Genomic DNA, 21,427 nt, shown 5'->3' with positions numbered 1-21,427 from the left:
CTAAATTTCCTTCCTGTTGAGGTACCGGGTCGCCACGGCGAAGGCGGCAGCGAGACAGATGACGTAGGCGCCCCACAACACCCAATGGGGCTGGGTGAGCGCGATGCCGTCGTCTGCAAAGGTGTAGGGAAGTACCACCGCGAAGGAGCCGAACGGGTTGATCGCGGCGAGCCAGGCGGGGGAGAGCAGCGAGGCGATCCCGAGGAACCCGCCCACCACCCCCAAGGTGAGTACGCCGATCTGGGAATCCGTCACGGCGGCGAGGACGAGCATGATGCCCGTGATGGCAAGGCTGGTCACCACCGCTGCGGCGCCGTATGCCACCCAGGCGGTTGCGACCGAGCCCGCGGGGAGCGGCGCTCCCATGGCAGCGGGCAAGGCGACGCTTGCGCCGACTTCTATAAGCTTCAGCGCGACAACCAGCGGTGCGACAACGCGAAGCTTGCGGCGCAAGAGCGTGCCCTGCCGGATGCCCGCCACAGCGTTGAGCAGCCACCCGCCGTTGGCGTGCTCGTTATCCACGGTGCGGCTGGCAATGATCGCGGCCTGCAGGGGTGTAAGGAATGCGAGCGCGATCGCGACGCCGATGAGGTGGCTGGCCCAGGAGTCGTGCGGGTCGGAGGTGAATTGCTCGATCTGATCGCCGGCAAAGACGTTCATGTTTGCTATCAAAACGATGCCGAGCGAGAGCGCCCCGCCCAGCAGAAGGACATGTGTGCGGCGCAGTTTTAACAATTCGATGCTCATGCGCTGAGCCCCTCTCGCCCCGTCATACCAATGAAGATCTCTTCGAGGCTGCGGCGCTTGCGCACCACCTGGTGGATCGGCACGCCATGGCTGACAAGCTGCGCGCACGCGGCGGCGACGTCGTCGTCGGCAAGCCCGGTCAGCTCCACTCCGCCGGGCACGGTGCGGGGGCGCGATGCCCGCAGGACCTCCGCGGCCGCGTCGGCTGCTGAGGTTTGGATGAAGAGGTCGGGGAGGTGGGCGCGGAAAAGCTGCTGCTGCGAGCCCTGAAAGACGAGCTTGCCCTGGTTGATGATGCTCAGGCTGGTGGCCATCTTTTCAATCTCGGAGAGGAGGTGGCTCGAGACGAGGACGGTGCGGCCCTCGTCGCGTGCGAGGCTGATGATGAGCTCGCGGATCTCCTCGATGCCGGCTGGGTCGAGGCCGTTCGTGGGCTCGTCCAGAATGAGCAGCTGCGGGTCGCGCACAAGCGCGATGGCGATCCCGAGGCGCTGCTTCATCCCGAGTGAATAGTGCTTGACCTGCTTGTCCATGTGCTGTTCAAGGCGCACGAGTCGCACCGCGCGCTGCGCGTTGGCGGGGTCGGCCTTAAACAGGCGGGTGACAATGCGCATGTTCTCGGCGCCGGTGAGGTGCGGGTACGCGGCGGGCGACTCGATGAGCGAACCAATACCGGTGAGTACCTCGCCGCGGGTCGCGCGCGTCATCGGACGGCCCAGTACGGTGATCTCGCCAGAGGTCGGGGTGGTCAGTCCGAGCAGCATCTTCATCGTGGTCGACTTGCCCGAGCCGTTCGGCCCCAGCAGGCCATGTACCGCGCCCTTGGGCACTTCGAGATCAAGCTTGTCGACGACTGCGTGTTTCCCGTAGGTCTTAGTCAGACCCTTCGTTGAAATGATTGGTGTGTCCATGGCTTCCACTCTTGCCGCGCGGAGCTGCGAAAACATCGGAGCGGGGTACCATCTTTCTGGTCATACCCGGGGATGAGCGCACCTTAGGGAGCGAGCAGGTCAGCGCGGCTGACCAGGCCGGTGCGGTAGGCAAACAGCGCCGCGTGCACGCGGTCGCGCGACTGCGTCTTGGACAGGATCCGGCCGACGTGGGTCTTCACCGTCGGCATGGAAATGAACATGCGCTCGGCGATCTCCGCATTCGACCAGCCGCGGCCGATCGCGACGAGGACCTCGCGCTCGCGAGCAGTGAGCTCGTCGAGCGCCACGCGATCCCCGTCCGATAGCGGCGGGGTGTCGTGGTGCTCGGCTGGAGATGGGCGCTGGGAGAATCGCGCGAGGATGCGTTTGGTGGCTCGCGGGGAGATGACGGCGTCGCCGGCGGCCACGGTGCGGATGGCGTCGAGCAGCACCTCGGGCTGCGCATCCTTGAGCAGGAAGCCGCTCGCGCCAGCGGAAAGCGCGTTGACCACGTAGTCTTCGTCGTCGAACGTGGTCAAGATGACCACCTTCGTCGCCGGGAACCGGCGGGCGACCTCAGCGGTGGCGGCGATGCCGTCGAGGACCGGCATCTGCACGTCCATAAGTATCAGGTCGACCGGGCGCGCCTCGCGCTGCTCGAGGGCCTCGGCGCCGTTGGCGGCAAGCCACTGCACCGACATGTCCGGTTGGGAATCGATAACGCGGCGAATTCCGTGGAGGAAGAGCGCCTGGTCGTCGACGATGCCGACGTGAATTGTGCTCATGCTTGCTCCTTCGGGTGAGGGTCAGCGTAGGGGACGCGCAGCTCAGTCACCCACTGCTGCGCTCCAATGTTGGAGTGCGCGGGGCCAGCGTTCACGGTGGCGTCGATAAGCGAAGCTCGCTCGCGCATCCCCCGCAAACCGTGACCGTCCGAGGGGCCGGACGGCGGGGCTGCGATGGCGTTGACCACCTTGATCACCACGAGTTCGTCCTGCCACGTCACGTCGAGCGAGGCCCGGCCGTCGCCGTGCTTGAGCGCATTCGTGAGCGTCTCCTGGACCATGCGCCGGGTCGCGATCGCCGTGGCCAGCGGCAGTTGCTCAGGCGGGGTGCCGGCCTCCGTGTAGTCCACGTCCAGGCCGCCGAGTCGGCTCGTGCGCACCAGCTCGTCCAGGTCAAGTGAATGGGGTGACGGTGCGACCGGCCGCGTTTCTGGCGCGCGTAGTAACGTGACTACCTCGCGCATCTGGGTGAGCGACTCCCGGCCGACCTCGCCGATCGTGCGTAGCGCCTCGTCCTTGGCCGCGAGCGCGGAGTCGCCGTCCCCGCAATATCGGCCGCCGTCGGCCTGCGCGACCATCACGGCCAGCGAGTGCGTGACCACGTCGTGGATCTCGCGGGCGAGGAAGGCGCGCTCCTCCGACATGGCGTGCTCGAGTGCTATCCGTTGCTGCTGTAGCGCCTGCTCCAGTTCGCGGGCCGCGGTCTCCTCCGCGCGCCTGCGGAGCTCGCCGAAAAGCCCAGCTGCGACGAGGAGCGTGGCGCTCCACGCCAGGTAGGGGAGGCGCTCGTCGAGAGGCATGCTCCGCAGCACGGGCGACACCAGGGAGAGCGCGACAAGGTCGCCGACGACCAGCGCTGCGGCGGCGACGTCGCGAAGCACGGGGCGCAGGTTGCGACGAGAAATATACGCGGTGAAGACCGCCACGACGATCTCGGCGATGGTGACCTCCGTGCCGCAGGCGCGGATACCCAACAGTGCACACGCGGTGAGCGCCGTCGCGGCCGGCCACCGCCACCGCGTGAATGGCGCAGCGACCGTCCACACGACGAGCATGGCGGTTGCCCAGACGGGTTGCGAGGCACTGAAGGCACCTAGCGCAGCACACGCAGCTAGCGCTACGGCAATGACAACGTCTCGCACACGAACCGGCGGCGGGGGAGTTGTGCGTGGCATACCCTCAACCTAGCCAACGCGCGCAGCTGAATCGTCATGCCACGGTATGACCCTCCGGCCCGTTGAGAGCCCAGCGCCGACGGGTTTTCCCCTGCTCCTGTTGACGGGTACACTTCCGCCACATGCGAGTATTAGCAGCGATGAGCGGGGGCGTGGACAGCTCGGTGGCGGCTGCGCGCCTGGTTGAACAGGGCCACGACGTCATCGGCGTCCACCTCGCGCTGTCCAAGGACGCGCAGCAGACCCGCGAGTCGGCCCGCGGCTGCTGCTCGCTCGAGGATTCTGCGGACGCGCGCCGGGTGTGCGACAAGCTGGGCATCCCGTTTTACGTGTGGGACTTCTCGGACCGTTTCAAAGAGGACGTGATTGACAACTTCGTCTGGTCCTACGAGCACGGCGAGACCCCCAACCCCTGCCTGCGCTGCAACGAGAAAATCAAGTTCGCGGCGCTGCTCGAGCGCGCGGTCACCCTCGGCTTCGACGCGGTGGCCACCGGCCACTACGCCATCGTGGATGCGGAGGGCAATTTGCGACGCAGCGCTGATCCCAAGAAGGACCAGTCCTACGTCCTGGGCGTGCTCACCCGCGACGAGCTGGACCGCTGCCTGTTCCCAGTGGGCGATACGGAAAAGCCGCAGATCCGCGAGGAGGCCGCGGCCTACGGGTTCTCCACGGCGAACAAGCCGGATTCCTACGACATCTGCTTCATCCCGGACGGCAACACGCAGGCGTTCCTCGGACGCTCCATCGGCATGCGCCCCGGCCTGATCAAGGACCAGGACGGCACCGAGCTCAAAGAGCACGACGGCGCGTTCCAGTACACGATCGGCCAGCGCCGCGGGCTGAACCTGCGCGTGCCCGCCGCCGACGGCAAGCCGCGCTACGTCACCGACGTGGACGCCGAGACCGGCACCGTGACGGTGGGCCCGCGCGAGGCGCTGAAGATCAACCAGATCACCGCGGACCGGCTGAAGGTGCTCCATCGCGCGATGGAGCAGGCGAGCCCGGATGCGCCGCTGGAGGCGAATGTGCAGATTCGGGCGCACGGTGGCGTCGTCAAGTGCACCGCGCGCATCGGTGACGACTCAATGACCCTTGACCTGCACACCCCGCTCGAGGGCGTGGCGCGCGGCCAGGCCGCGGTGCTCTATCTGCCGGACCCTGACGGGCTGGGCGATGTGGTGCTCGGCTCGGGCACGATCTGCGCGACGGCGTAGGGGAGCTGCGATGACCGCCTTTGGACTCGGGCCCATGCCTGGCACGGACCTGGCGCAGGCCGCCGACGTGGTGCTTTCGGAAACGGCCATGCCGCACATCCCGCAGCTACCGGAGCGCGGCGTGGGCTCGGACGCGATCGGCCGCACGGCTACGCTGCTGGAGATCCCGATTGGTCGCGGTCCGCGCGGTTGGCGCGTCGCCGCCCGCAAGCGTGGTGATGCCGACCGCATGGCCCGCGACCTTGACGTGCTCGAGGAGGCCTGGCACGGCAAAGTCGACACCGTCAAGGCGCAGCTGGTTGGGCCGTTTACACTCGCCGCCGAGGTCGAGATGCCCAACGGACATCGCATGATCACCGACGCCGGCGCGCTGCGCGACCTCACGGATGCGCTGATTGAAGCGTGCGCCGAACACCGCCGCGATGTTGCAGCCCGCTTCGGCGACGTCGTGCTGCAGCTCGACGAGCCGCTGCTGCCCGAGGTCACCGCCGGTACGCTTCGCGGCACCACGGACTACGAGACGATCCGGGCCATCCCGGAACCGCAGGAAACGCTCGCGCGCTTCGGTGCGCACCTGCTGCACACGCCAAAGCTTGTCGACGCCACCCCGTGGATCACCGCCGACCCGCGCACCTGCGACAAGGACGCGCTGGCCAAGCTACTGGACCAGGGTACTCGCATCGCGATTCCGACCATGGCACCGCGCGAGCTCTACCGTGTCTTCGATGATCTGCAGATCGACCCGGCGCAGACCCGCGTCGACGTATACGCCGAACCCGCGGAGACGTTGGTGGGCACCGCCGCGAACTATCGCGCGGCCCGCGAGATGGCCGAAGAGCTTAGCATGGAGGTATGAGCGAGCCACTGCACTGGAGCAAGAAAACCGCTGACTACGCGACGGGTGTCACCTTTGGCGCGATGTTCTTTGTCGTCTTCGGTCTGGTGTTGGACGACCTTATTTTGGGTACCGCTCTCGGTGTGCTGTGGTTCGTTGTGTTCTCGGGATTCACGGAAAAACGCGAGGCTCATTTCGATGGGGAAACGCTTCGCCTGGTGGAAGACGGAGAATCCACAAATCTGCTGGCAGAAAACATCGAGTCTGTGGACCTGACTGACGGAGACATGATTGTCCGGACGAAGAACGGGGAGGAGTACGCCCTGGAGTCTGATGACGAAGGGCTACGTGAGTTTGTCGACAAGCTGCGTGCGGAGCTCACGGAGGTTTAGCCCACCATCGGCCAGCCCATGTTCACGTTGGACGCGTCGCGCCCACGCGACTCCAGCCACTTCTTCAGGTCGGTCTGGATGCGGTAGTTTTCTACCGCCTGGTACTCCATGAGCTCGTCGGTGTCCATCTCCGCGAGCTCGGGCCAGACCTTGCGCACCTGTTTCCACGCGATGCGCGCGGCCGCCATCGCGTCCGAAGTCGCCTCGTGGGCGTTGTCCAGGCGCACCCCGTAGTGCTCGCACAGCGCGCCCAGGTTGCGCTTGCCCTTGCGGTAGCGGTCGCGCGCCCTGTCGATGAGCAGCGGGTCAAACACCGGGCCGGTCACGGTGAAGTCGCCGGTCAGCGCGCGCAACACGCTTAAGTCGTAGGGGGCGTTGAAGACGATGAGCGTGAGCCCGTCCTCCCAGCCCTGCTTGATGGCGTCGACGGTCTCGCGCAGGACCTCGTCGTGGTCGCGGCCCTCGGCGCGCGCCTTCTCGGTGCTGATGCCGTGGACCGCTGCCGCGGCCTCTGGGATCTCCACGCCGGGGTCAGCGAGGGTCTCGTTGGCGGTGACCTCGCGGCCGTCGATACGCACGAGGGCTGAGGTGACAATGCGAGCCTCGAGCGGGTTTACGGAGGTGGTTTCGAGGTCGAAGGAGAGCATGCGGGACGCGTCAAAAGCGGCGGGTGCGGAAGCCATGTCCGTCATTGTATCCGCGCCCCCAACACGGGATGGGTTTCCGTTCGAACGCGCGGGGGTCGTTGCGGTGAATAGAAGTGTTGAACCGAGCTGTCTAGTGGCGAATAGTCGACTCACATCACCCCGATCTATCCCGACGAAAGGCGGCCCACCATGGCACGACTCACCGACTGGCAGCAACAGATCCTCGGCGCGAAGCGCGTCGACCTCACCCACGAGGTCCACCCCGACATCCCGCGCTTCGCGGCATTCGAGCCGATGCAGGAGCGCGACGTCCGCACGATCGAAAAGGACCGCTTCTGGGCCAAGGAGTACACCTTCGCTACGCCCTACGGCACCCACGTCGACGCGCCCGGCCACTTCGCAGCGGGCAAGCGGCTCGTCTCCGGCATCGGCGTCGATGAGCTCATCCTGCCGCTCAACGTACTGCACCTGGAGGACAAGGTGGAGGCCGACCCGGACTACGCCGTGACCGCCGACGACATCGTCGCATTCGAGGCCGAGCACGGCACGATCGAGCCCGGCAGCTTCGTCGCCTTCTCCAGCGGCTGGTCCACACGTTGGGAGGACCCAGACGCGTTTGTGAACCTGGACGAGGACGGGGTGCAGCACACCCCCGGATGGTCGCTCGAGGCGCTGCATGTGCTTATCGACGATCGCCGCGTCGCAGCCATCGGCCACGAAACCCTGGACACCGACCCCGGTGTCGCGGTCGCGGAAAGCGGCTTCCTTTACGGCGAGCTGTACGTGCTGGAGCAGGACATCTACCAGATCGAGGTGCTGGACAACCTCGCGCAGGTGCCCGCCACCGGTGCCGTGATCGTGGTCGGCCCGGCGAACATCAAGGACGCCCCAAGCATTACCTCGCGCGTGTATGCGCTCTTCCAGGAGTAGCCAACACGCCACAGAGTCGGCGCACCCCGGTCGGCGCACCCCGGTCGGCGTCGCGGGCAACTAGAATCCAACGGCATGACTACACCTGAGCCAGACGTACCGTCGCCCGAGCGCCTCGAGGACCTGCAGCGCACGTGGAGCGAGATGGCGGACGAGGTCCGTCACCACCGCGACCTGTACTACAACGGGCAGCCCGTCATCTCCGACGCGGAGTTCGACGCCCTGTTCCGTCGGCTGCAGGAGCTCGAAAAGGAGCACCCCGAGCTTGCCGTGCCGGACTCGCCGACCAAGGAGGTCGGCGCACCCACGGCCGCGTCCTCCGCGTTCGCGGACGTGACGCACCTGGAGCGCATGTACAGCCTGGATAACGTGTTCTCGGCCGAAGAGCTCGCTGAGTGGCTGGACAAGACCCCCGGCCCGTACCTCACCGAGCTGAAGATCGACGGGCTGTCCATCGACCTGGTCTACCGCGACGGTGTCCTCGAGCGTGCCGCCACCCGCGGCGACGGCACCACGGGTGAGGACATCACCGCCAACGCCCGCGTTATCGAAGACATCCCGCACGAGCTTGCCGGCGACGCCCCCGCGCTGCTGGAGGTCCGCGGCGAGGTGTTCATCCGCCCCGAGGACTTCCCGGAGCTCAACGAGCAGCGCATGAAGGAGGGCGGCAAGCCGTTCGCAAACCCGCGCAACACGGCGGCCGGTGGCTTGCGCCAGAAGAACCCGGCGGACGTGAAGAAGCGCAAGCTGCGCATGATCTGCCACGGCATCGGCGCCCGCGACGGCTTCGCACCGGAGACGCAGCACGATGCCTACCTCAAGCTCGCGGAGTGGGGCCTGCCGGTGTCCGAGTACACCAAGCCCGCCAAGACCGCCAAGGACGTCCAGGACGCGGTGAAGTACTGGGCGGACCACCGCCACGATGCCATCCACGAGATGGACGGTCTGGTGATCAAGGTCGATAGCGTGGCAGCGCAGCGCCAGCTCGGCTCCACCTCCCGCGCGCCGCGCTGGGCCATCGCGTACAAGTACCCGCCGGAAGAAGTCACCACCACGCTCAAAGACATCCAGGTCTCGGTCGGCCGTACCGGGCGCGCGACCCCGTACGCGGTCCTCGAGCCGGTCTTCGTCTCAGGCTCCACGGTGTCCATGGCCACCCTGCACAACCAGCACGAGGTCAAGCGTAAAGGCGTGCTCATCGGCGACACGGTCGTAGTGCGCAAGGCCGGCGAGATCATCCCCGAGGTGCTCGGGCCCGTCGCGGACCTGCGCGACGGTTCAGAGCGCGAGTTCGTCTACCCCGAGGACTGCCCGGTGTGCGGCACGAAACTCGCCCCCGCGAAGGAGGGCGACGCGGACTGGCGCTGCCCGAATACCCGCTCGTGCCCGGCGCAGCTGTCGGCACGCCTGGAGTACCTCGCCTCGCGCGGCGCATTCGACATCGAGGCGCTCGGCGAGAAGGGCGCCCAGGACCTCATCGCCTCGGGCGTGCTCATCGACGAAGCCGCGCTCTTCGACCTCACCGAAGACGACCTGAAGAAGTCCAACGCCTACACGCGCAAGGACGGCCAGGTCAACGCCGCCGGCAAGAAACTGCTGGCCAACCTCGAAACCGCCAAGCAGGTCGACTTCTGGCGCGTGCTCGTCGCCCTGTCCATCCGCCACGTCGGGCCCACCGCCGCCCGCGCGCTCGCCGCCCGCTACAAGAGCATGCAAGCGCTTCTCGACGCCCCCTTGTCCGACCTCGCCGAAACCGATGGCGTCGGGCAGATCATCGCCGAATCCTTCAAGGACTGGTTCACCGTGGACTGGCACCAGGCCATCGTGGACTCCTGGACGAAAGCGGGGGTACGCATGGAAGACGACCACGACGCCGACGCCACCCCGCACACCCTCGAGGGCCTCACCGTCGTCGTCACCGGCACCCTCGAAGGCTTTAGCCGAGACTCCGCCAAGGAAGCGATCCTCACCCGCGGCGGCAAGGCCTCCGGCTCGGTGTCCAAGAAGACCGACTATGTCGTCGTGGGGGAGAATGCCGGGTCCAAGGAACAAAAAGCCCGCGACCTGGGCCGCCCGATCCTCACCGAGGAGCAGTTCGTGACCTTGCTGGAGGAAGGGCCGGACGCCCTGTCTCGCTAGTGCGCCTCCGCGGCAATGATGATTGCCATCAGCGGCACGACGCGCGCCGGGCGGATGGCATACGCGCCGGCTTCCTTGGCAACCCACCCCGCGGCCTGCAGCGCGTTGAGGTGGTGGTACGCCGTCCCTGTTGAGGTGACCACCTCGGCGGCGACCAGGTCGGCCGGGGTCGCGGGGCCGGAAAGCAGGTGCCGCAGCATCTCGGCGCGCACGGGGTGGGCGAGCGCGGCCAGGCGCTCGATCTGGTCCGACCAGGCGTGCTCGGTCACCACCTCCGTCGGCCGGGCCCACTGGTATTCGTAGGTGCCGCCGTCCGTGGTGACCGAGCCGCCGAACGCGACCGCGCCGTCGTCGCAGCCCTCCAGGGCGCGCAACGCGGCGGGGAGGTCGGGAAGCTCGGTTCCGTGCGGGACCGCGGTGGGCGCTGGGGGAGTGCCGGAGCGCGCGGCTTCGAGCGCCGCGACGCGCGCCTCGAGGGCGTCCAGGCGCGCGTCGGTGGAGAAATCAGCAGATGTCATGCGTTCTAGCGTTCCAAAACCGTGGAACGCTGTAAAGCGAGTCGCGCGGCGCTCAAGCCGACGAGCACCGCCGCCCACACCGCGAGGGCCCACCACAGCCAGATGGGGAGCGTAGCGTTCCAATCAAGTGGGGTGGCGATCCACCACACTACGAGGGCGGTGAGGGTGGCGTTGGCAAGCGCGAAGCCCCTACGCTGCGGGCGACGCGCGGCGCGGAACGTCTCCCACGCCAGGAGGGCGATAACGAATGCGATGAGCAGGATCATGCGAGCTCCTTGGTGGTGTCGAGGAGGTTGATGCCTAGGTCGTCGACCCAGGCTTCGGTGTCGCCGGCGACGTACACGGCGCGGTGCGGGTTGTCCGGATCCCACACGAGCATCGTGCGAAACCCACCGGTCCCACCGTTGTGGAAGGTGTATTGATCGGCCGTGGCCCAGCCGTAGTCGGGCCGACCGTGCTCGTCGACCCACTCGATGAATCGCGCCATGTCGGACGCGGTCGAGCGGATCGCGCCCGCCGGTGCCCAGCCGTCCATGTCCCAGGGCTCCGCCTCGCGCCCGTTACTGCGCAGGCCGCGCCCGAGCACGTGCGTATCCACCCCGCCGGGTCCCGCCACGAACGATTCGTCCATGCCCGCAGGCTCAAAGATCCGCGTTCGCACCAGTTCCTCGTACGGCGTGCCAGTTTTCACCGCGAGCAGTTGCCCGAGCAGCGCGTGCCCGTAGTTGGAGTATGCGTATTCGCCGCGGCCGTGGAGCTTCATGGTCCGGGCGGCGGCAAGGATGTCGTCGGGGGAGTCGGTGCGGTACGCGTTGCCGCCCTGGGTGACGTTGGCTTTCAGGATGTCCGGCAGCCCGAGGCGGCCCATTGGCGGGAGCCCAGCGGTGTGGTTGAGCAGCTCTTCCACGGTGACTGAATCGATCGGTGCGCCGGTGGCGCCGAGGATGTCGCCGACGGTGGTGTCCAGGGTGAGCTCATTGGCGCGGATTAGCTGCCGTACCAGCTCCGCGTTGAACGTTTTGGTCACCGAGCCGATCTCAAACTCGGTGTGCTCGTCGGCGCCGAGGCCGCCGAACGTGACTCGGCCCTGGTCGTACACCAGCGCCGAGAGCGCGCGGTGCCCCGGCTCGGCGGCGGCGCTGCGCTCGAGCGCGGCCGCGAGCTGCGCGTCGCCGGTGTGCGCGGTAGCCAGGCTGATGCGCTGTGGGCCGAAGGTGAGCAGGAGGGCAGCCGTCGCGGCGGCGGTGACGGCGCCAATGGCACCGGCAATAGGTCGGGAGCATGCGTGTTTCATACCTTCTAGAATTCCAAAAATCTAGAAAGTTGTAAAGGGGGGGGCGGTGGCGTCGATAAGCCAACTAGCTCAGGATCGCCCCGATGATGCTGCCTAGGTCGCCGATTTGCGATACCTCGGAGGCCAAGAAGTCCGGCCCGCCGACGCGGCCGACCACCAGGACCAACTCGGTGCCGGGCAGGCGGGTGATGGACAGGGCGGTGTCCAACAGCCACCACGACTCGGGGACCCAGGTATCCGCGTCGGGCAGGAGGATGCGCGCGGCGTCCACGTCCTGCATTGTGGGGTGAGAGCCGTCGTCCTCCGGCGCCGCCTGCGACGCGGCGACGCGGTCCAGGCCGTGGTCGGTCGCTCGCAGCACCACCGCCCAGGACGAGGTCATCGACCGCGGAATCGCGCCCACCAGTTCCTCCATCGCGCGCTGCTCGTCGCCGGACGCCGCGACGATGCGCTGCAGCATCTGGATCTGGCCGCGGCGATCCACGCGCCCCGTGAACGGGCGGATCGAATCCACCTCTGCGCCCTCCACCGAGGCCGCGGCGGTAATCAGCGTGTCCACCATCGTGCCGGTGGGGAGCTCGACGACAATGTCGTCGGTCACGTGGCCGCTCGCCGAATCCCCCGTTTTGCCTGCGGCAACGCTGTCCACGATGTCCACGGATTGGATATTTGCGTCGACCATGCCGAACGCCGCGGCCAGCTCGCCAAGGCTGCCCGGGACATCAGGGAGAGAGACGCGAATAAGGTAAGACATGCACCTAGTTATATCAGTCAGCCCGTACAACTGACCGTGAAAACGGTGATAGGCTGGCGAATCTTTACGCAGAAAGGACCATGCACCGTGCACGCACGCGAGCTTCCAGACGCCCCCACCGCCAACACCGAACCGCGCGCGTACGGCGACGCGCACCTGAGCCGCGGGGAGCGCATCGTGCGCAGCGGCAACGAGGTCGTCGTGCTCGGCAACACCCAGGCCCGCGCCGTGGCGGAGGACCCCGCCCGCTTCTCGTCCGCGGTCTCGCGCTTCATGCAGCTGCCCAACGGCCTCGATGGGGAGGAGCACGAGCGCTTCCGCGCGCTTATCGACGCCTACCTCACCCCCGACGCACTCACCCCCTACACCCCGGCGTTTCGGGAGGCCGCGCGCAGCGTTGTCGCCGACGTCCAGGGGGCGCAGTTGGACGCTGACGGGGGAGAGGTGGACGCGGTGGCCACGATCGGCGCTCGCTACGCCGTGCGCGCCATGCTCGCGTGGCTCGGCTGGCCCGCAGGCATGGAGGATCGCCTGGTCGACTGGGTCGCGGAGAACAACGCCGCCACCCGCTCCGGCCAGCTCGAGCGCACCGCCGCGGTGGCGGAGGCGTTCGACGCCATGATCCACGAGGCCGTCGATGCCGCGAAGGAGTCGCAGACTGCGAAGACTGCAGACGCCGCAGGCCAGCCGAGCGTGACCCTGCAGCTGCTCAACGACACGAGCATCGGCCGCCACCTCGAATTCGACGAGCTGGTCTCCGTCCTGCGCAACTGGACCGCGGGCGACCTGAGCTCGATGGCCTACTGCGTCGGCGTCCTGCTCTACGCGCTGGGCAACGACGCGGCGCTGCAGGACCGTCTGCGCAGCGGAGTGTCCGAGCGGGAGTTCACCGCGATCGCCGACGAGATCCTGCGCCAGGACTCGCCCTTTGTGAGCAACCGGCGCGTGACCACCTGCCCGGTGGACCTCGACGGCGTCGAGCTCGACGAGGGGCAGCGCGTGCGGATCCACTGGACCGCCGCGAACCGGGACCCGGAACACCCGAGCAACCTGGTGTGGGGAGCCGGCCCCCACGCCTGCCCGGGCAAGTACCTGTCCATGCTAGAGCTGCGGTGCCTCACCGAGGAGTTGCTGCAAGCGTTCACCGTGGGTGAGGTCGCCGCGGACGCGGGCCGCCGCGAGCAGTTCCCGGTCGGCGGGTGGGCGAGCCTGCCCGTCACGCTGACCCCGCGGCGCTAGCGGGGCGCGGGCGGTGCTCGTCGGCAAGCGAGGGCCGTGACGTAAGATGAGGGTCGGTTTACTGACCTTGTTGGATAACGTTAGATAACTCAAGCACGAAAAGATTGGAACCGTTTTGGCTGAGATTTCACGCGAGGAGGTCGCCCGCATCGCCCGGCTCGCCCGCGTTGCGCTGCAGGACGACGAGCTCGATCAGATTTCGCAACAGCTCGACCAGATCGTCGACGCTGTCTCGAAGGTGCAGAGCGTGGACACCGAGGGCGTTGAGCCGATGAGCCACCCGCACTCCATCGAGGCGGGCATGCGACCGGACGTTGAGAAGAAGACACTGACGCAGGCGCAGGCGCTGGACCAGGCGCCGGAGGTGGAAGACGACCGCTTCGTCGTGCCGCAGATCCTCGGGGAGGGAGACGAGTAAATGAGCGAGAACACCAGCTTCACCATGCCCAGTGACGGCCTCATCGCCACGCCCGCCCACGAGCTGGCGCGCATGATCCAGGCCGGCGAGGTCACCTCCCGCGAGGTCACCCAGGCGTTCTTGGACCGCATCGCCGAAACCGACGAGACCCTCGGCGCGTTCCTGCACGTGGGCGCGGAAGAAGCGCTCGCCGCGGCCGACGCCGTGGACGCGCAGGTCAAGGCGGGGGAGGAGCCCGCGTCTCCGCTCGCCGGCGTGCCGCTGGCGCTGAAGGACCTGCTCGTGACCACCGACGCGCCGACGACCGCCGCGTCGAAGATGCTTGAGGGCTACATGAGCCCGTATGACGCGACCGTCGTGAAGCACTTGCGCGAGGCCGGCATCCCGATCCTGGGCAAGACGAACCTGGACGAGTTCGCCATGGGCTCCTCGACCGAGAACTCCGCCTACAAGGTCACCCGCAACCCGCACGACACCGAGCGCGTGCCGGGCGGCTCCGGCGGCGGCACCGCGGCGGCGCTCGCGGCGGGCCAGGCTCCGTTGGGTATCGGCACGGACACGGGCGGCTCGATTCGCCAGCCGGCGTCGCTGACCGGCACCGTCGGCGTGAAGCCGACCTACGGCGGCGTCTCCCGCTACGGCGTCGTAGCCTGCGCGTCCTCGCTGGACCAGGTCGGCCCCTGCGCCAACAACGTGCTGGACACCGCGCTGCTGCACGAGATCATCGGCGGCCACGACGAGTTCGACGCGACCAGCGTGGACCGCCCGGTGGCACCGCTTGCGGACGCCGCCCGCGAAGGCGCGAGCGGCGACCTCACCGGCGTCAAGGTGGGCAAGGTCAAGCAGTTCCAGCGCCCCGGCACCCAGGACGGGGTCAACGCGCGCATCGACGCAGCCTTTGCCCAGCTCGAGGCCCAGGGCGCGGAGATCGTGGAGGTGGACTGCCCGCACTTCGACGACGTGATGGGCGCCTATTACATCATCCAGATGTCCGAAATGTCCTCCAACCTCGCGCGCTTCGACGGCATGCGCTACGGCCTGCGCGAGGGCGACGACGGCGAGCACTCCGCCGAGCAGGTCATGGCCGCCTCCCGCGGCGCCGGCTTCGGCTCCGAGGTCAAGCGCCGCATCATCCTCGGCACCTACGCCCTGTCGGTGGGCTACTACGACGCCTACTACCTGCAGGCGCAGCGCGTGCGCACCCTGATTGCGCAGGACTTCGCCCGAGCATTCGAGCTTTGCGACGTCATCGCGGCCCCCGCCGTGCCGTCCACCGCCTTCAAGCTCGGCGAAAAGGTCGACGACCCGCTGGCCATGTACAACTTCGACCTGTTCACCCTGCCGCTGAACCTCGCCGGCCTGCCGGGCATGTCCGTGCCCGCCGGCAAGGCGGACGACACGGGTCTGCCGGTCGGCCTGCAGCTCATCGCCCCGGCGTTCGAGGACGCGCGCCTCTACCGCGTCGGCGCCGCCTACGAGACCGGCCGCGACGGCCGCGACGCAGACAAGTAGCGCGTCGCCCATCCCAACCCCCGAGACCCTGAGAGGACCCCTTTCGTGACAACTTCTGTGACGTCGGCGGGGCGCTCGGTGGCACCCCACTCTGGCCCCAACCCCTGGGTGACGCTCGCGGCGCTCGCCGCGGGCTACTTCCTCATCCTTGTGGACCAAGGCCTTATGCCGGTGATCACCCCGCGGCTGCCCTACGAGGTCGGCGACGCGGTCTGGCTCACCAGCGTTTACCTGCTGTGCACCGTCGTGCCCATGCCGGTGACCGGGCGGCTTGGTGACAAGTACGGGCACCGCCCCGTCTTCCTTACCGGCCTGAGCATCTACGTCGCGGCGCTCGCGATCGCCGCGGGCTCCTCGCACCTGTGGGGGCTCGTCCTCGCGCGCGCCATCCAGGGTGTCGGCTCCGCGATTTTCCTCCCGCAGGCTTTCGGGATGATCAACCGCGTCTTCCCGCAGCACAAGCGCGGCCGCGCGTTCGCCGCGTGGGGCGTCATCGGTTCCATCGCCTCGCTCACCGGCCCGGTGGTCGGTGGTGCGATCATCGACGCCGGCGGGTGGCGCGCCGGATTCATCGCCCAAGCTGTCCTGGGCGTCGTCGCGCTGTGCGCGGCGTTCGCGTGGGTGCCGCGGCTGCCGTCGTCGCCCGCGCAGATAGACCTGGCGTCGGTCGCGCTCTCCTTCGCCGGCCTGGGTTTGCTCATCTACGGCATTCAGTACGGCAACGTGGTCGCCATCGTGCTCGGCCTGTGCGGTGTCGCGCTCATCATCTGGCGCGGCGTGAGCGGGCGCGACCACGGGTTCCTGCCCGTCGGGCTGTTCCGCGACAGCAACTTCGCCCTGGGCACCCTCGGGGTCGCCGCCCTGGGCTTCACGGCAGCGTCGATGTTCATCCCGATGATGTACTGGCTGCAAACCGTCATGGAGGTGTCGTCGGCACGCGCGGGCCTGCTCACCGCCCCGATGTCTATCGTCGCGCTCGTGCTCACGCCGGTGGCCGGCGTGCTGTCGGACAAGATGCGCCCCAAGGTGCTGTGCGTGTTCGGCTTCGGCACGATGAGCATCGCTCTGCTCGCCACGTACGCCGTCGTGCGCACCGGTGCGAACCCGCTCTGGGTCGCGCTGCTCGCCGCGGTCTTCGGCGTGGGCAGCGCGTTCACGTGGGCGCCGAATGCCACGACCACGATGCGCTCGGTGCCCGAGGAGGACTCGGGCGCGGCCTCCGGGCTGTACAACACGTTGCGCCAGGTGGGCAGCGTGCTCGGCGTAGCGCTCGTCGGCGCCGTGCTCGTCTCCGGCGACATCGCAGTGTCGGTGCGCTGGGCTGTGCTCATCCCGCTCGCGGCGATGCTCATCGGTGCGGTCAGCTCGTTTTTCCTCAAGAGCGACCGCTAATTCGCTTTTCGACGCCCACGCCACCAGCTCGGTCGGCCAGCTTCCTGGCAAACGCGCTAAGGTGGCAGTTATGCGACTTGCGACACTAACTTCCGGCGGCGACTGCCCAGGGCTCAACGCCGTCATCCGTGGAATTGTCCGCACTGCCAGCGCCGAGTACGGCTCGACCGTCGTCGGCTACCAGGACGGTTGGGTCGGCCTCATGGAGGATCGCCGCGTCGACCTGTACGACGACGCGTTCATCGACTCGATCCTGCTGCGCGGCGGCACGATCCTGGGCACCGGCCGCCTGCACCCGGACAAGTTCAAAGCCGGGATTGACACCATCAAGGAAAACCTGGCCGACGCGGAGATCGACGCGCTGATTGCCATCGGCGGCGAGGGCACCCTCAAGGGCGCGAAGTGGCTGGCGGACAACGGCATCCCCGTTGTGGGCGTGCCGAAGACCATTGATAACGATGTCGCGGCGACCGACTACACCTTCGGCTTCGACACCGCCGTCTCCGTCGCCACCGACGCGATCGACCGCCTGCACACCACCGCAGAATCGCACAACCGCATCCTTATCGTCGAGGTGATGGGCCGCCACGTCGGCTGGATCGCGCTGCACGCCGGCATGGCCGGCGGCGCGCACTACACCGTGATCCCCGAGGAGCCGTTTGACATCGCCGAGATCTGCAAGGCGATGGAGCGCCGCTTCCAGATGGGCGAGAAGTACGGCATTGTCGTCGTCGCAGAGGGCGCCACCCCGAAGGAAGGCACCATGGACGGCAGCCTGGGCGAGGAGGACGAGTTCGGCCACATCACCTTCAACGGCATGGGCCAGATCGTCGCTGACGAGATCAAGAAGCGCCTGGGCTACGACGTGCGCACCACCGTGTTGGGCCACATCCAGCGCGGCGGTACGCCCACCGCGTACGACCGCGTCCTGGCTACCCGCTACGGCGTCCACGCGGCGCGCGCGGCGCACGAGGGCAACTTTGACACCTGCGTGGCGCTGCACGGCGAGGACATCGACCTCGTCCCGCTGGAGAACGCGGTTGCGCACCTGAAGAGCGTGCCGGAGCACCGCTACACCACGGCGAAGGCGATGTTTGGCTAGATGCGGGATCGGATCCCGGACCCCTGCCGCCTGCTGGTGGTGGGGATTAACCCCGGTCGGCTGACGGAAGAGGTCGACGCCCCGTTCGCCCACCCCGGAAACCGGTTCTGGCCCGCGCTCGAGCGCGCCGGCATCACGCCGTACCGGGTGCACGCCGAGCGAGGGCTCGCAGATGAAGACGCCGCCATGCTCGCCGGAATGGGCATCGGTTTTACCAACTTTGTTGACCGCATGACGCCGCGAGCCTCAGCACTGACGCGCGAGGAGCTCATTGCGGGTGGCGACAAAGTACGAGCGTGCGTCGCGCGGCATCGTCCTGACGTGGTTATGGTCGTGGGCATCGGTGCTTTTCGCGACGCCTACCGTGCTCCGAAAGCCAAGCGCGGACTGCAGCCCGAACGCCTTGCCGGGGTACCCGTGTGGGTGGTGGGCAACCCGAGCGGGCTCAACGCCCACGAAACAGTGGACAGTCTGGCCGAGAGCTACCGCGAAGTGTGGGACTCAGTCGCCGCGTCGGCGCCGACTGCCCGTGAGCGTCGGTAGCACCAAACCAGCAAGCACCAGCTGGCCACAACGGTGACCACCATCGCGATGAGTCCCGCGGCCCCGGGGAGTTCTGACGACGCGTTGAAGGCGCCGTGGACGCACACCGCGAGGAGGAACCAGCCAGCGACGCGCTGCAGCCTCCACGACAGCGGGCGGTCAGTCCGGCACAGCAACGCGCCAAGGCCCCACGTGGCGAGCCCCGTGTACAGCGCGTGGGCGAACGGCGACATGATGAGCCGTACCGCGTAGGTCAACGTGCCGTCGGCGAAATCAGACTGCAGGTCGGTCGCGGCGGCAATTGCGGCAAACGACATGGTTTCTGCGATAAAGAAGCCGGCTCCGACGGCCATGCCGACGACCGCCACCTCGATCCGGCGGGCCACCGGCGCGAACGCCGACACGGTGGCAAGCACCAGCAGCAGCTTCGCCGTTTCTTCCGGGAACGGCGAGACGGCGTAGAAGACCACGCTCGGCAGGCTCGCCGCAGCCTCCTGGAATGCGGAGTTGACCGGGCCCATGGGGCCGGTGAGCGCCATGCCCACGAGTACGGCTGCGGGGAGGCACCAGCGCGAATCCGGGCGGCCGGGGTGGCGGCGCAACAACACCCATGCGATGAGCAGCAGCGCGAGGACAATTGCCACCGAAATACCGGCGAACACGGGGCGCCACGGGATCTGCGCGTAGCTGTAGCCGGAGTAGGCCAGCAGGGCGGTGAAGATCAGCCCGACGAGTACTTGGGGGAGGCGGAAACCACTCACTCGTGCATCGCCTCCTCCGCGGCGAGCCGGGAAATGAGGTCGACGCCATCGCCACCGCTCGCACTGAAGTAGGTGGTGGTGTTGCCGCGTTGGACGGAAGCGGCAGCGATGTCACCGCGCTGGCCCACCGCGACGTGGGGAGCGGGGTGGGTGATGTCGTCCGGGCGGAGGTCCTCGCCGCTGGTCATCTGCCAGAAGTAGCGTGTCAGGGCCGCGGGCGCCTCGCCGTCGGCGGGGGAGAGCTCGACGCGGGCGCTCGCCTTCACGTCATTGGCGCAGTTCCACGTCCACATACCGCCGACGCCGGTGTCGTCCTGCGCCGGGCGGTTCTCGGTGCGCGGGCAGACGAGTGGGGTGCCGTGGGCGTCGACAAGCGTGACACTGCCTGCGGAAACCGGTTCTGCCTGCGGGGCGGGGGTGCTCACCACGGCGCGGGCGGCGAATGGTGCCGCGAGTACGAGGAGGCCCACGAGCACTACGATCACCACGCCCGTTCTGGTTGGGGAGTCTGAGAAATCGGGGTAACGCACGGCGACGATGATAAGGAAGCGTATGTTCGCTCGCAATGGTGCACTGGCGGGGAGAACGTGCGCGTGGATTAGTAGAATGGGGCGCATGACTGCCTACGACTTGATGGATTACGACGAAGTACTGGAAAAGTACGACCCCGTGATGGGCCTTGAGGTGCACGTGGAGCTGGCCACGGAGACGAAAATGTTCTCCACCGCCTCCGCGCACTTCGGCGCTGAACCCAACACCAATATTGACCCGGTTTCGCTCGGCCTGCCGGGCGCGCTGCCCGTGGTCAACGCGAAGGGCGTCGAGTGGGCGATCAAGATCGGCCTGGCGCTCAACTGCGAGATCGCGGAGAGCTCCCGCTTCGCGCGCAAGAACTACTTCTACCCGGACCAGCCGAAGAACTACCAGATCTCGCAGTACGACGAGCCGATCGCGCACGACGGCTACCTTGACGTGCAGCTGGAGGACGGCACCGAGTGGCGCGTGGAGATCGAGCGCGCCCACATGGAGGAGGACACCGGCAAGCTCACGCACCTCGGTTCCTCGTCCGGCCGTATCACGGGCGCGACCGCCTCGCTGGTGGACTGCAACCGCGCCGGCATCCCGCTCATTGAGATCGTGACCAAGCCGATCATCGGCGCCGGCGAGCGCGCCCCCGAGGTGGCCAAGGCGTACGTCGGCGCGCTGCGCGAGCTGGTCAAGGCCCTCGGCGTGTCCGACGCGCGCATGGACCAGGGCTCGATGCGCTGCGACGCCAACCTGTCCCTGCGCCCCATCGGCCAGGAGAAGTTCGGCACGCGCACCGAGACGAAGAACATCAACTCGCTGAAGTCCGTCGAACAGGCGATGCGCTTCGAGATGCAGCGCCAGGCCCAGGTGCTTGACGACGGCGGCGAGATCGTCCAAGAGACCCGCCACTACCAAGAGAAGGACGGCTCCACCTCCAAGGGCCGCCCGAAGGAGGAGGCGAGCGAGTACCGCTACTTCAACGACCCGGACCTGCCGCCGGTGATTGCGAAGCCGGAGTGGGTTGAGGAGATCCGCCAGACGCTGCCGGAGCTGCCGTGGGTGCGCCGCGCGCGCATCCAGGAGGAATGGCAGCTGCCGGAGAAGGAGTTCCGCGACCTGGTCAACGCCGGTGCGCTCGACCTGGTGGTGGACACCGTCGAGGCCGGCACGACGCCGGACGAGGCCCGCGCCTGGTGGGTCTCCTACATCCAGGCGAAGGCGAACGAGGCGGGCAAGGACCTCGACGCGATCGGCGTCGCCCCCGCCGACGTCGCGCGCGTAGTTGAGCTGGTCAAGGAGGGCAAGCTGACCACCAAGCTCGGCCGCCAGGCGATCGACGGCGTCATCGCCGGCGAGGGCACCGTGGACGAGGTGGTCGCTGCCCGCGGCCTCGAGGTCGTGCGCGACGACGGCGCCATCGAGAAGGCGATCGACGACGCGCTGGCTGCGAACCCGGACATCGTGGAGAAGTACCGTGCGGGCAACAAAAAGGTCACCGGCGCGATCGTGGGCGCTGTCATGAAGGCCACCCAAGGCAAGGCTGACCCAGGCGAGGTCAACAAGATGATCGCCGCGAAGCTCGCCTAGG

Annotated in this window: 23 protein-coding genes; 12 read left to right on the top strand and 11 right to left on the bottom strand. The window is 67.7% G+C overall.

The features are described 5' to 3' along the window. The 4 genes from EAW56_RS06090 to EAW56_RS06075 form a co-directional block, all read right to left on the bottom strand. Nucleotides 1-747 (bottom strand): ABC transporter permease, encoded by a 747-nt coding sequence (locus EAW56_RS06090; RefSeq protein WP_122085676.1) that lies wholly within the window; start codon nucleotides 745-747, stop codon nucleotides 1-3. Next, a complete protein-coding gene (locus EAW56_RS06085; RefSeq protein ID WP_122085718.1) occupies nucleotides 744-1,658 on the bottom strand; it encodes an ABC transporter ATP-binding protein in 915 nt (304 codons plus the stop codon). Before EAW56_RS06085 ends, EAW56_RS06090 begins: the two co-directional genes overlap by 4 nt. 83 nt (nucleotides 1,659-1,741) lie before the next feature. Further along, a complete protein-coding gene (locus EAW56_RS06080; RefSeq protein ID WP_173783208.1) occupies nucleotides 1,742-2,443 on the bottom strand; it encodes a response regulator in 702 nt (233 codons plus the stop codon). Beyond that, nucleotides 2,440-3,498, bottom strand: a complete 1,059-nt coding sequence (locus tag EAW56_RS06075) for a sensor histidine kinase (RefSeq protein WP_167457401.1) — start codon at nucleotides 3,496-3,498, stop codon at nucleotides 2,440-2,442. The genes EAW56_RS06080 and EAW56_RS06075 overlap by 4 nt, the downstream gene beginning before the upstream one ends. Nucleotides 3,499-3,740: 242 nt before the next feature. Between EAW56_RS06075 and mnmA the strand changes: the two genes are divergently transcribed. The 3 genes from mnmA to EAW56_RS06060 are packed head-to-tail and all read left to right on the top strand — an operon-like array spanning nucleotide 3,741 to nucleotide 6,062. Beyond that, nucleotides 3,741-4,835 carry a tRNA 2-thiouridine(34) synthase MnmA gene (mnmA, locus tag EAW56_RS06070; protein ID WP_122085672.1) on the top strand — a complete coding sequence of 365 codons (1,095 nt, stop codon included), beginning with the start codon at nucleotides 3,741-3,743 and terminating at the stop codon, nucleotides 4,833-4,835. 10 nt (nucleotides 4,836-4,845) lie between these two features. Beyond that, complete coding sequence (locus tag EAW56_RS06065) at nucleotides 4,846-5,691, top strand: uroporphyrinogen decarboxylase/cobalamine-independent methonine synthase family protein (protein WP_122085671.1); 846 nt, start codon at nucleotides 4,846-4,848, stop codon at nucleotides 5,689-5,691. Continuing rightward, entirely contained in the window at nucleotides 5,688-6,062 is a 375-nt protein-coding gene (locus EAW56_RS06060; protein WP_122085669.1) for a hypothetical protein, read from the top strand. The genes EAW56_RS06065 and EAW56_RS06060 overlap by 4 nt, the downstream gene beginning before the upstream one ends. Here EAW56_RS06060 and EAW56_RS06055 read toward each other — a convergent pair. Beyond that, on the bottom strand, nucleotides 6,059-6,745 hold the full coding sequence (locus EAW56_RS06055; RefSeq protein ID WP_095537056.1) for a 3'-5' exonuclease: 687 nt from the start codon (nucleotides 6,743-6,745) through the stop codon (nucleotides 6,059-6,061). The genes EAW56_RS06060 and EAW56_RS06055 overlap by 4 nt on opposite strands. A 153-nt stretch (nucleotides 6,746-6,898) precedes the next feature. On the opposite strand from EAW56_RS06055, the gene EAW56_RS06050 reads away from it, so the two are divergent. Both EAW56_RS06050 and ligA read left to right on the top strand, forming a co-directional pair. Beyond that, a complete protein-coding gene (locus EAW56_RS06050) occupies nucleotides 6,899-7,639 on the top strand; it encodes a cyclase family protein (RefSeq protein WP_122085668.1) in 741 nt (246 codons plus the stop codon). A gap of 75 nt (nucleotides 7,640-7,714) precedes the next feature. After that, entirely contained in the window at nucleotides 7,715-9,778 is a 2,064-nt protein-coding gene (gene ligA / locus EAW56_RS06045) for an NAD-dependent DNA ligase LigA (protein ID WP_122085666.1), read from the top strand. On the opposite strand, the gene EAW56_RS06040 is transcribed toward ligA, so the two are convergent. The 4 genes from EAW56_RS06040 to EAW56_RS06025 all read right to left on the bottom strand — a co-directional run bounded on the left by EAW56_RS06040 (nucleotide 9,775) and on the right by EAW56_RS06025 (nucleotide 12,344). Continuing rightward, a complete protein-coding gene (locus EAW56_RS06040; protein WP_122085664.1) occupies nucleotides 9,775-10,296 on the bottom strand; it encodes an ArsR/SmtB family transcription factor in 522 nt (173 codons plus the stop codon). The two genes, ligA and EAW56_RS06040, sit on opposite strands and share 4 nt — an antisense overlap. Before the next feature lie 5 nt (nucleotides 10,297-10,301). After that, nucleotides 10,302-10,562 (bottom strand): hypothetical protein, encoded by a 261-nt coding sequence (locus EAW56_RS06035; RefSeq protein WP_122085663.1) that lies wholly within the window; start codon nucleotides 10,560-10,562, stop codon nucleotides 10,302-10,304. Then, entirely contained in the window at nucleotides 10,559-11,590 is a 1,032-nt protein-coding gene (locus tag EAW56_RS06030; protein ID WP_122085661.1) for a serine hydrolase domain-containing protein, read from the bottom strand. Before EAW56_RS06030 ends, EAW56_RS06035 begins: the two co-directional genes overlap by 4 nt. A 64-nt stretch (nucleotides 11,591-11,654) precedes the next feature. Continuing rightward, nucleotides 11,655-12,344: an ACT domain-containing protein gene (locus tag EAW56_RS06025; protein ID WP_095548277.1), complete on the bottom strand. Its 690-nt coding sequence runs from the start codon at nucleotides 12,342-12,344 to the stop codon at nucleotides 11,655-11,657. 87 nt (nucleotides 12,345-12,431) lie between these two features. On the opposite strand from EAW56_RS06025, the gene EAW56_RS06020 reads away from it, so the two are divergent. The 6 genes from EAW56_RS06020 (at nucleotide 12,432) to EAW56_RS05995 (ending at nucleotide 18,550) form a co-directional block, all read left to right on the top strand. Beyond that, the gene (locus EAW56_RS06020) at nucleotides 12,432-13,583 is read left to right on the top strand and encodes a cytochrome P450 family protein (RefSeq protein WP_122085659.1); all 1,152 of its coding nucleotides are present in this window, start codon (nucleotides 12,432-12,434) and stop codon (nucleotides 13,581-13,583) included. Between the two features lie 115 nt (nucleotides 13,584-13,698). Continuing rightward, on the top strand, nucleotides 13,699-14,001 hold the full coding sequence (gene gatC, locus EAW56_RS06015; protein ID WP_095276076.1) for an Asp-tRNA(Asn)/Glu-tRNA(Gln) amidotransferase subunit GatC: 303 nt from the start codon (nucleotides 13,699-13,701) through the stop codon (nucleotides 13,999-14,001). After that, nucleotides 14,002-15,513: an Asp-tRNA(Asn)/Glu-tRNA(Gln) amidotransferase subunit GatA gene (gene gatA, locus EAW56_RS06010; protein WP_122085657.1), complete on the top strand. Its 1,512-nt coding sequence runs from the start codon at nucleotides 14,002-14,004 to the stop codon at nucleotides 15,511-15,513. It begins immediately after the preceding gene. A 45-nt stretch (nucleotides 15,514-15,558) separates the two neighbouring features. Next, on the top strand, nucleotides 15,559-16,905 hold the full coding sequence (locus EAW56_RS06005) for an MFS transporter (RefSeq protein WP_244213367.1): 1,347 nt from the start codon (nucleotides 15,559-15,561) through the stop codon (nucleotides 16,903-16,905). A 70-nt stretch (nucleotides 16,906-16,975) separates the two neighbouring features. Next, nucleotides 16,976-18,007: a 6-phosphofructokinase gene (locus EAW56_RS06000; RefSeq protein WP_095276080.1), complete on the top strand. Its 1,032-nt coding sequence runs from the start codon at nucleotides 16,976-16,978 to the stop codon at nucleotides 18,005-18,007. Next, complete coding sequence (locus EAW56_RS05995; protein ID WP_095553070.1) at nucleotides 18,008-18,550, top strand: mismatch-specific DNA-glycosylase; 543 nt, start codon at nucleotides 18,008-18,010, stop codon at nucleotides 18,548-18,550. On the opposite strand, the gene EAW56_RS05990 is transcribed toward EAW56_RS05995, so the two are convergent. Further along, a complete protein-coding gene (locus tag EAW56_RS05990) occupies nucleotides 18,490-19,311 on the bottom strand; it encodes a PrsW family intramembrane metalloprotease (RefSeq protein WP_095553069.1) in 822 nt (273 codons plus the stop codon). The two genes, EAW56_RS05995 and EAW56_RS05990, sit on opposite strands and share 61 nt — an antisense overlap. Beyond that, nucleotides 19,308-19,841 (bottom strand): hypothetical protein, encoded by a 534-nt coding sequence (locus tag EAW56_RS05985; protein WP_143340105.1) that lies wholly within the window; start codon nucleotides 19,839-19,841, stop codon nucleotides 19,308-19,310. Before EAW56_RS05985 ends, EAW56_RS05990 begins: the two co-directional genes overlap by 4 nt. A gap of 85 nt (nucleotides 19,842-19,926) precedes the next feature. Between EAW56_RS05985 and gatB the strand changes: the two genes are divergently transcribed. Next, nucleotides 19,927-21,426 carry an Asp-tRNA(Asn)/Glu-tRNA(Gln) amidotransferase subunit GatB gene (gene gatB, locus EAW56_RS05980; protein WP_122085714.1) on the top strand — a complete coding sequence of 500 codons (1,500 nt, stop codon included), beginning with the start codon at nucleotides 19,927-19,929 and terminating at the stop codon, nucleotides 21,424-21,426. Nucleotide 21,427 lies beyond the last annotated feature (1 nt).

This window comes from Corynebacterium gottingense (assembly GCF_003693265.1).
GTDB classification, from domain to species: domain Bacteria; phylum Actinomycetota; class Actinomycetes; order Mycobacteriales; family Mycobacteriaceae; genus Corynebacterium; species Corynebacterium gottingense.
Note: the sequence above shows the minus strand (reverse complement) of the source record. Positions and strands in the feature narration are given on the sequence as shown.

Bases quoted from the DNA above. Each gene is read 5' to 3' on its own strand.
- EAW56_RS06030 (WP_122085661.1), bottom strand. From the start codon at position 11,590: ATGAAACACGCATGCTCCCGACCTATTGCCGGTGCCATTGGCGCCGTC.
- EAW56_RS06025 (WP_095548277.1), bottom strand. From the start codon at position 12,344: ATGTCTTACCTTATTCGCGTCTCTCTCCCTGATGTCCCGGGCAGCCTT.
- mnmA (WP_122085672.1), top strand. From the start codon at position 3,741: ATGCGAGTATTAGCAGCGATGAGCGGGGGCGTGGACAGCTCGGTGGCG.
- gatA (WP_122085657.1), top strand. From the start codon at position 14,002: ATGAGCGAGAACACCAGCTTCACCATGCCCAGTGACGGCCTCATCGCC.
- EAW56_RS06090 (WP_122085676.1), bottom strand. From the start codon at position 747: ATGAGCATCGAATTGTTAAAACTGCGCCGCACACATGTCCTTCTGCTG.
- EAW56_RS06050 (WP_122085668.1), top strand. From the start codon at position 6,899: ATGGCACGACTCACCGACTGGCAGCAACAGATCCTCGGCGCGAAGCGC.
- EAW56_RS06040 (WP_122085664.1), bottom strand. From the start codon at position 10,296: ATGACATCTGCTGATTTCTCCACCGACGCGCGCCTGGACGCCCTCGAG.
- EAW56_RS06000 (WP_095276080.1), top strand. From the start codon at position 16,976: ATGCGACTTGCGACACTAACTTCCGGCGGCGACTGCCCAGGGCTCAAC.
- EAW56_RS06035 (WP_122085663.1), bottom strand. From the start codon at position 10,562: ATGATCCTGCTCATCGCATTCGTTATCGCCCTCCTGGCGTGGGAGACG.
- EAW56_RS06080 (WP_173783208.1), bottom strand. From the start codon at position 2,443: ATGAGCACAATTCACGTCGGCATCGTCGACGACCAGGCGCTCTTCCTC.
- gatB (WP_122085714.1), top strand. From the start codon at position 19,927: ATGACTGCCTACGACTTGATGGATTACGACGAAGTACTGGAAAAGTAC.
- EAW56_RS06085 (WP_122085718.1), bottom strand. From the start codon at position 1,658: ATGGACACACCAATCATTTCAACGAAGGGTCTGACTAAGACCTACGGG.
- ligA (WP_122085666.1), top strand. From the start codon at position 7,715: ATGACTACACCTGAGCCAGACGTACCGTCGCCCGAGCGCCTCGAGGAC.
- EAW56_RS06055 (WP_095537056.1), bottom strand. From the start codon at position 6,745: ATGGCTTCCGCACCCGCCGCTTTTGACGCGTCCCGCATGCTCTCCTTC.
- EAW56_RS05995 (WP_095553070.1), top strand. From the start codon at position 18,008: ATGCGGGATCGGATCCCGGACCCCTGCCGCCTGCTGGTGGTGGGGATT.
- EAW56_RS06075 (WP_167457401.1), bottom strand. From the start codon at position 3,498: ATGCTCGTCGTGTGGACGGTCGCTGCGCCATTCACGCGGTGGCGGTGG.
- EAW56_RS06060 (WP_122085669.1), top strand. From the start codon at position 5,688: ATGAGCGAGCCACTGCACTGGAGCAAGAAAACCGCTGACTACGCGACG.
- EAW56_RS06065 (WP_122085671.1), top strand. From the start codon at position 4,846: ATGACCGCCTTTGGACTCGGGCCCATGCCTGGCACGGACCTGGCGCAG.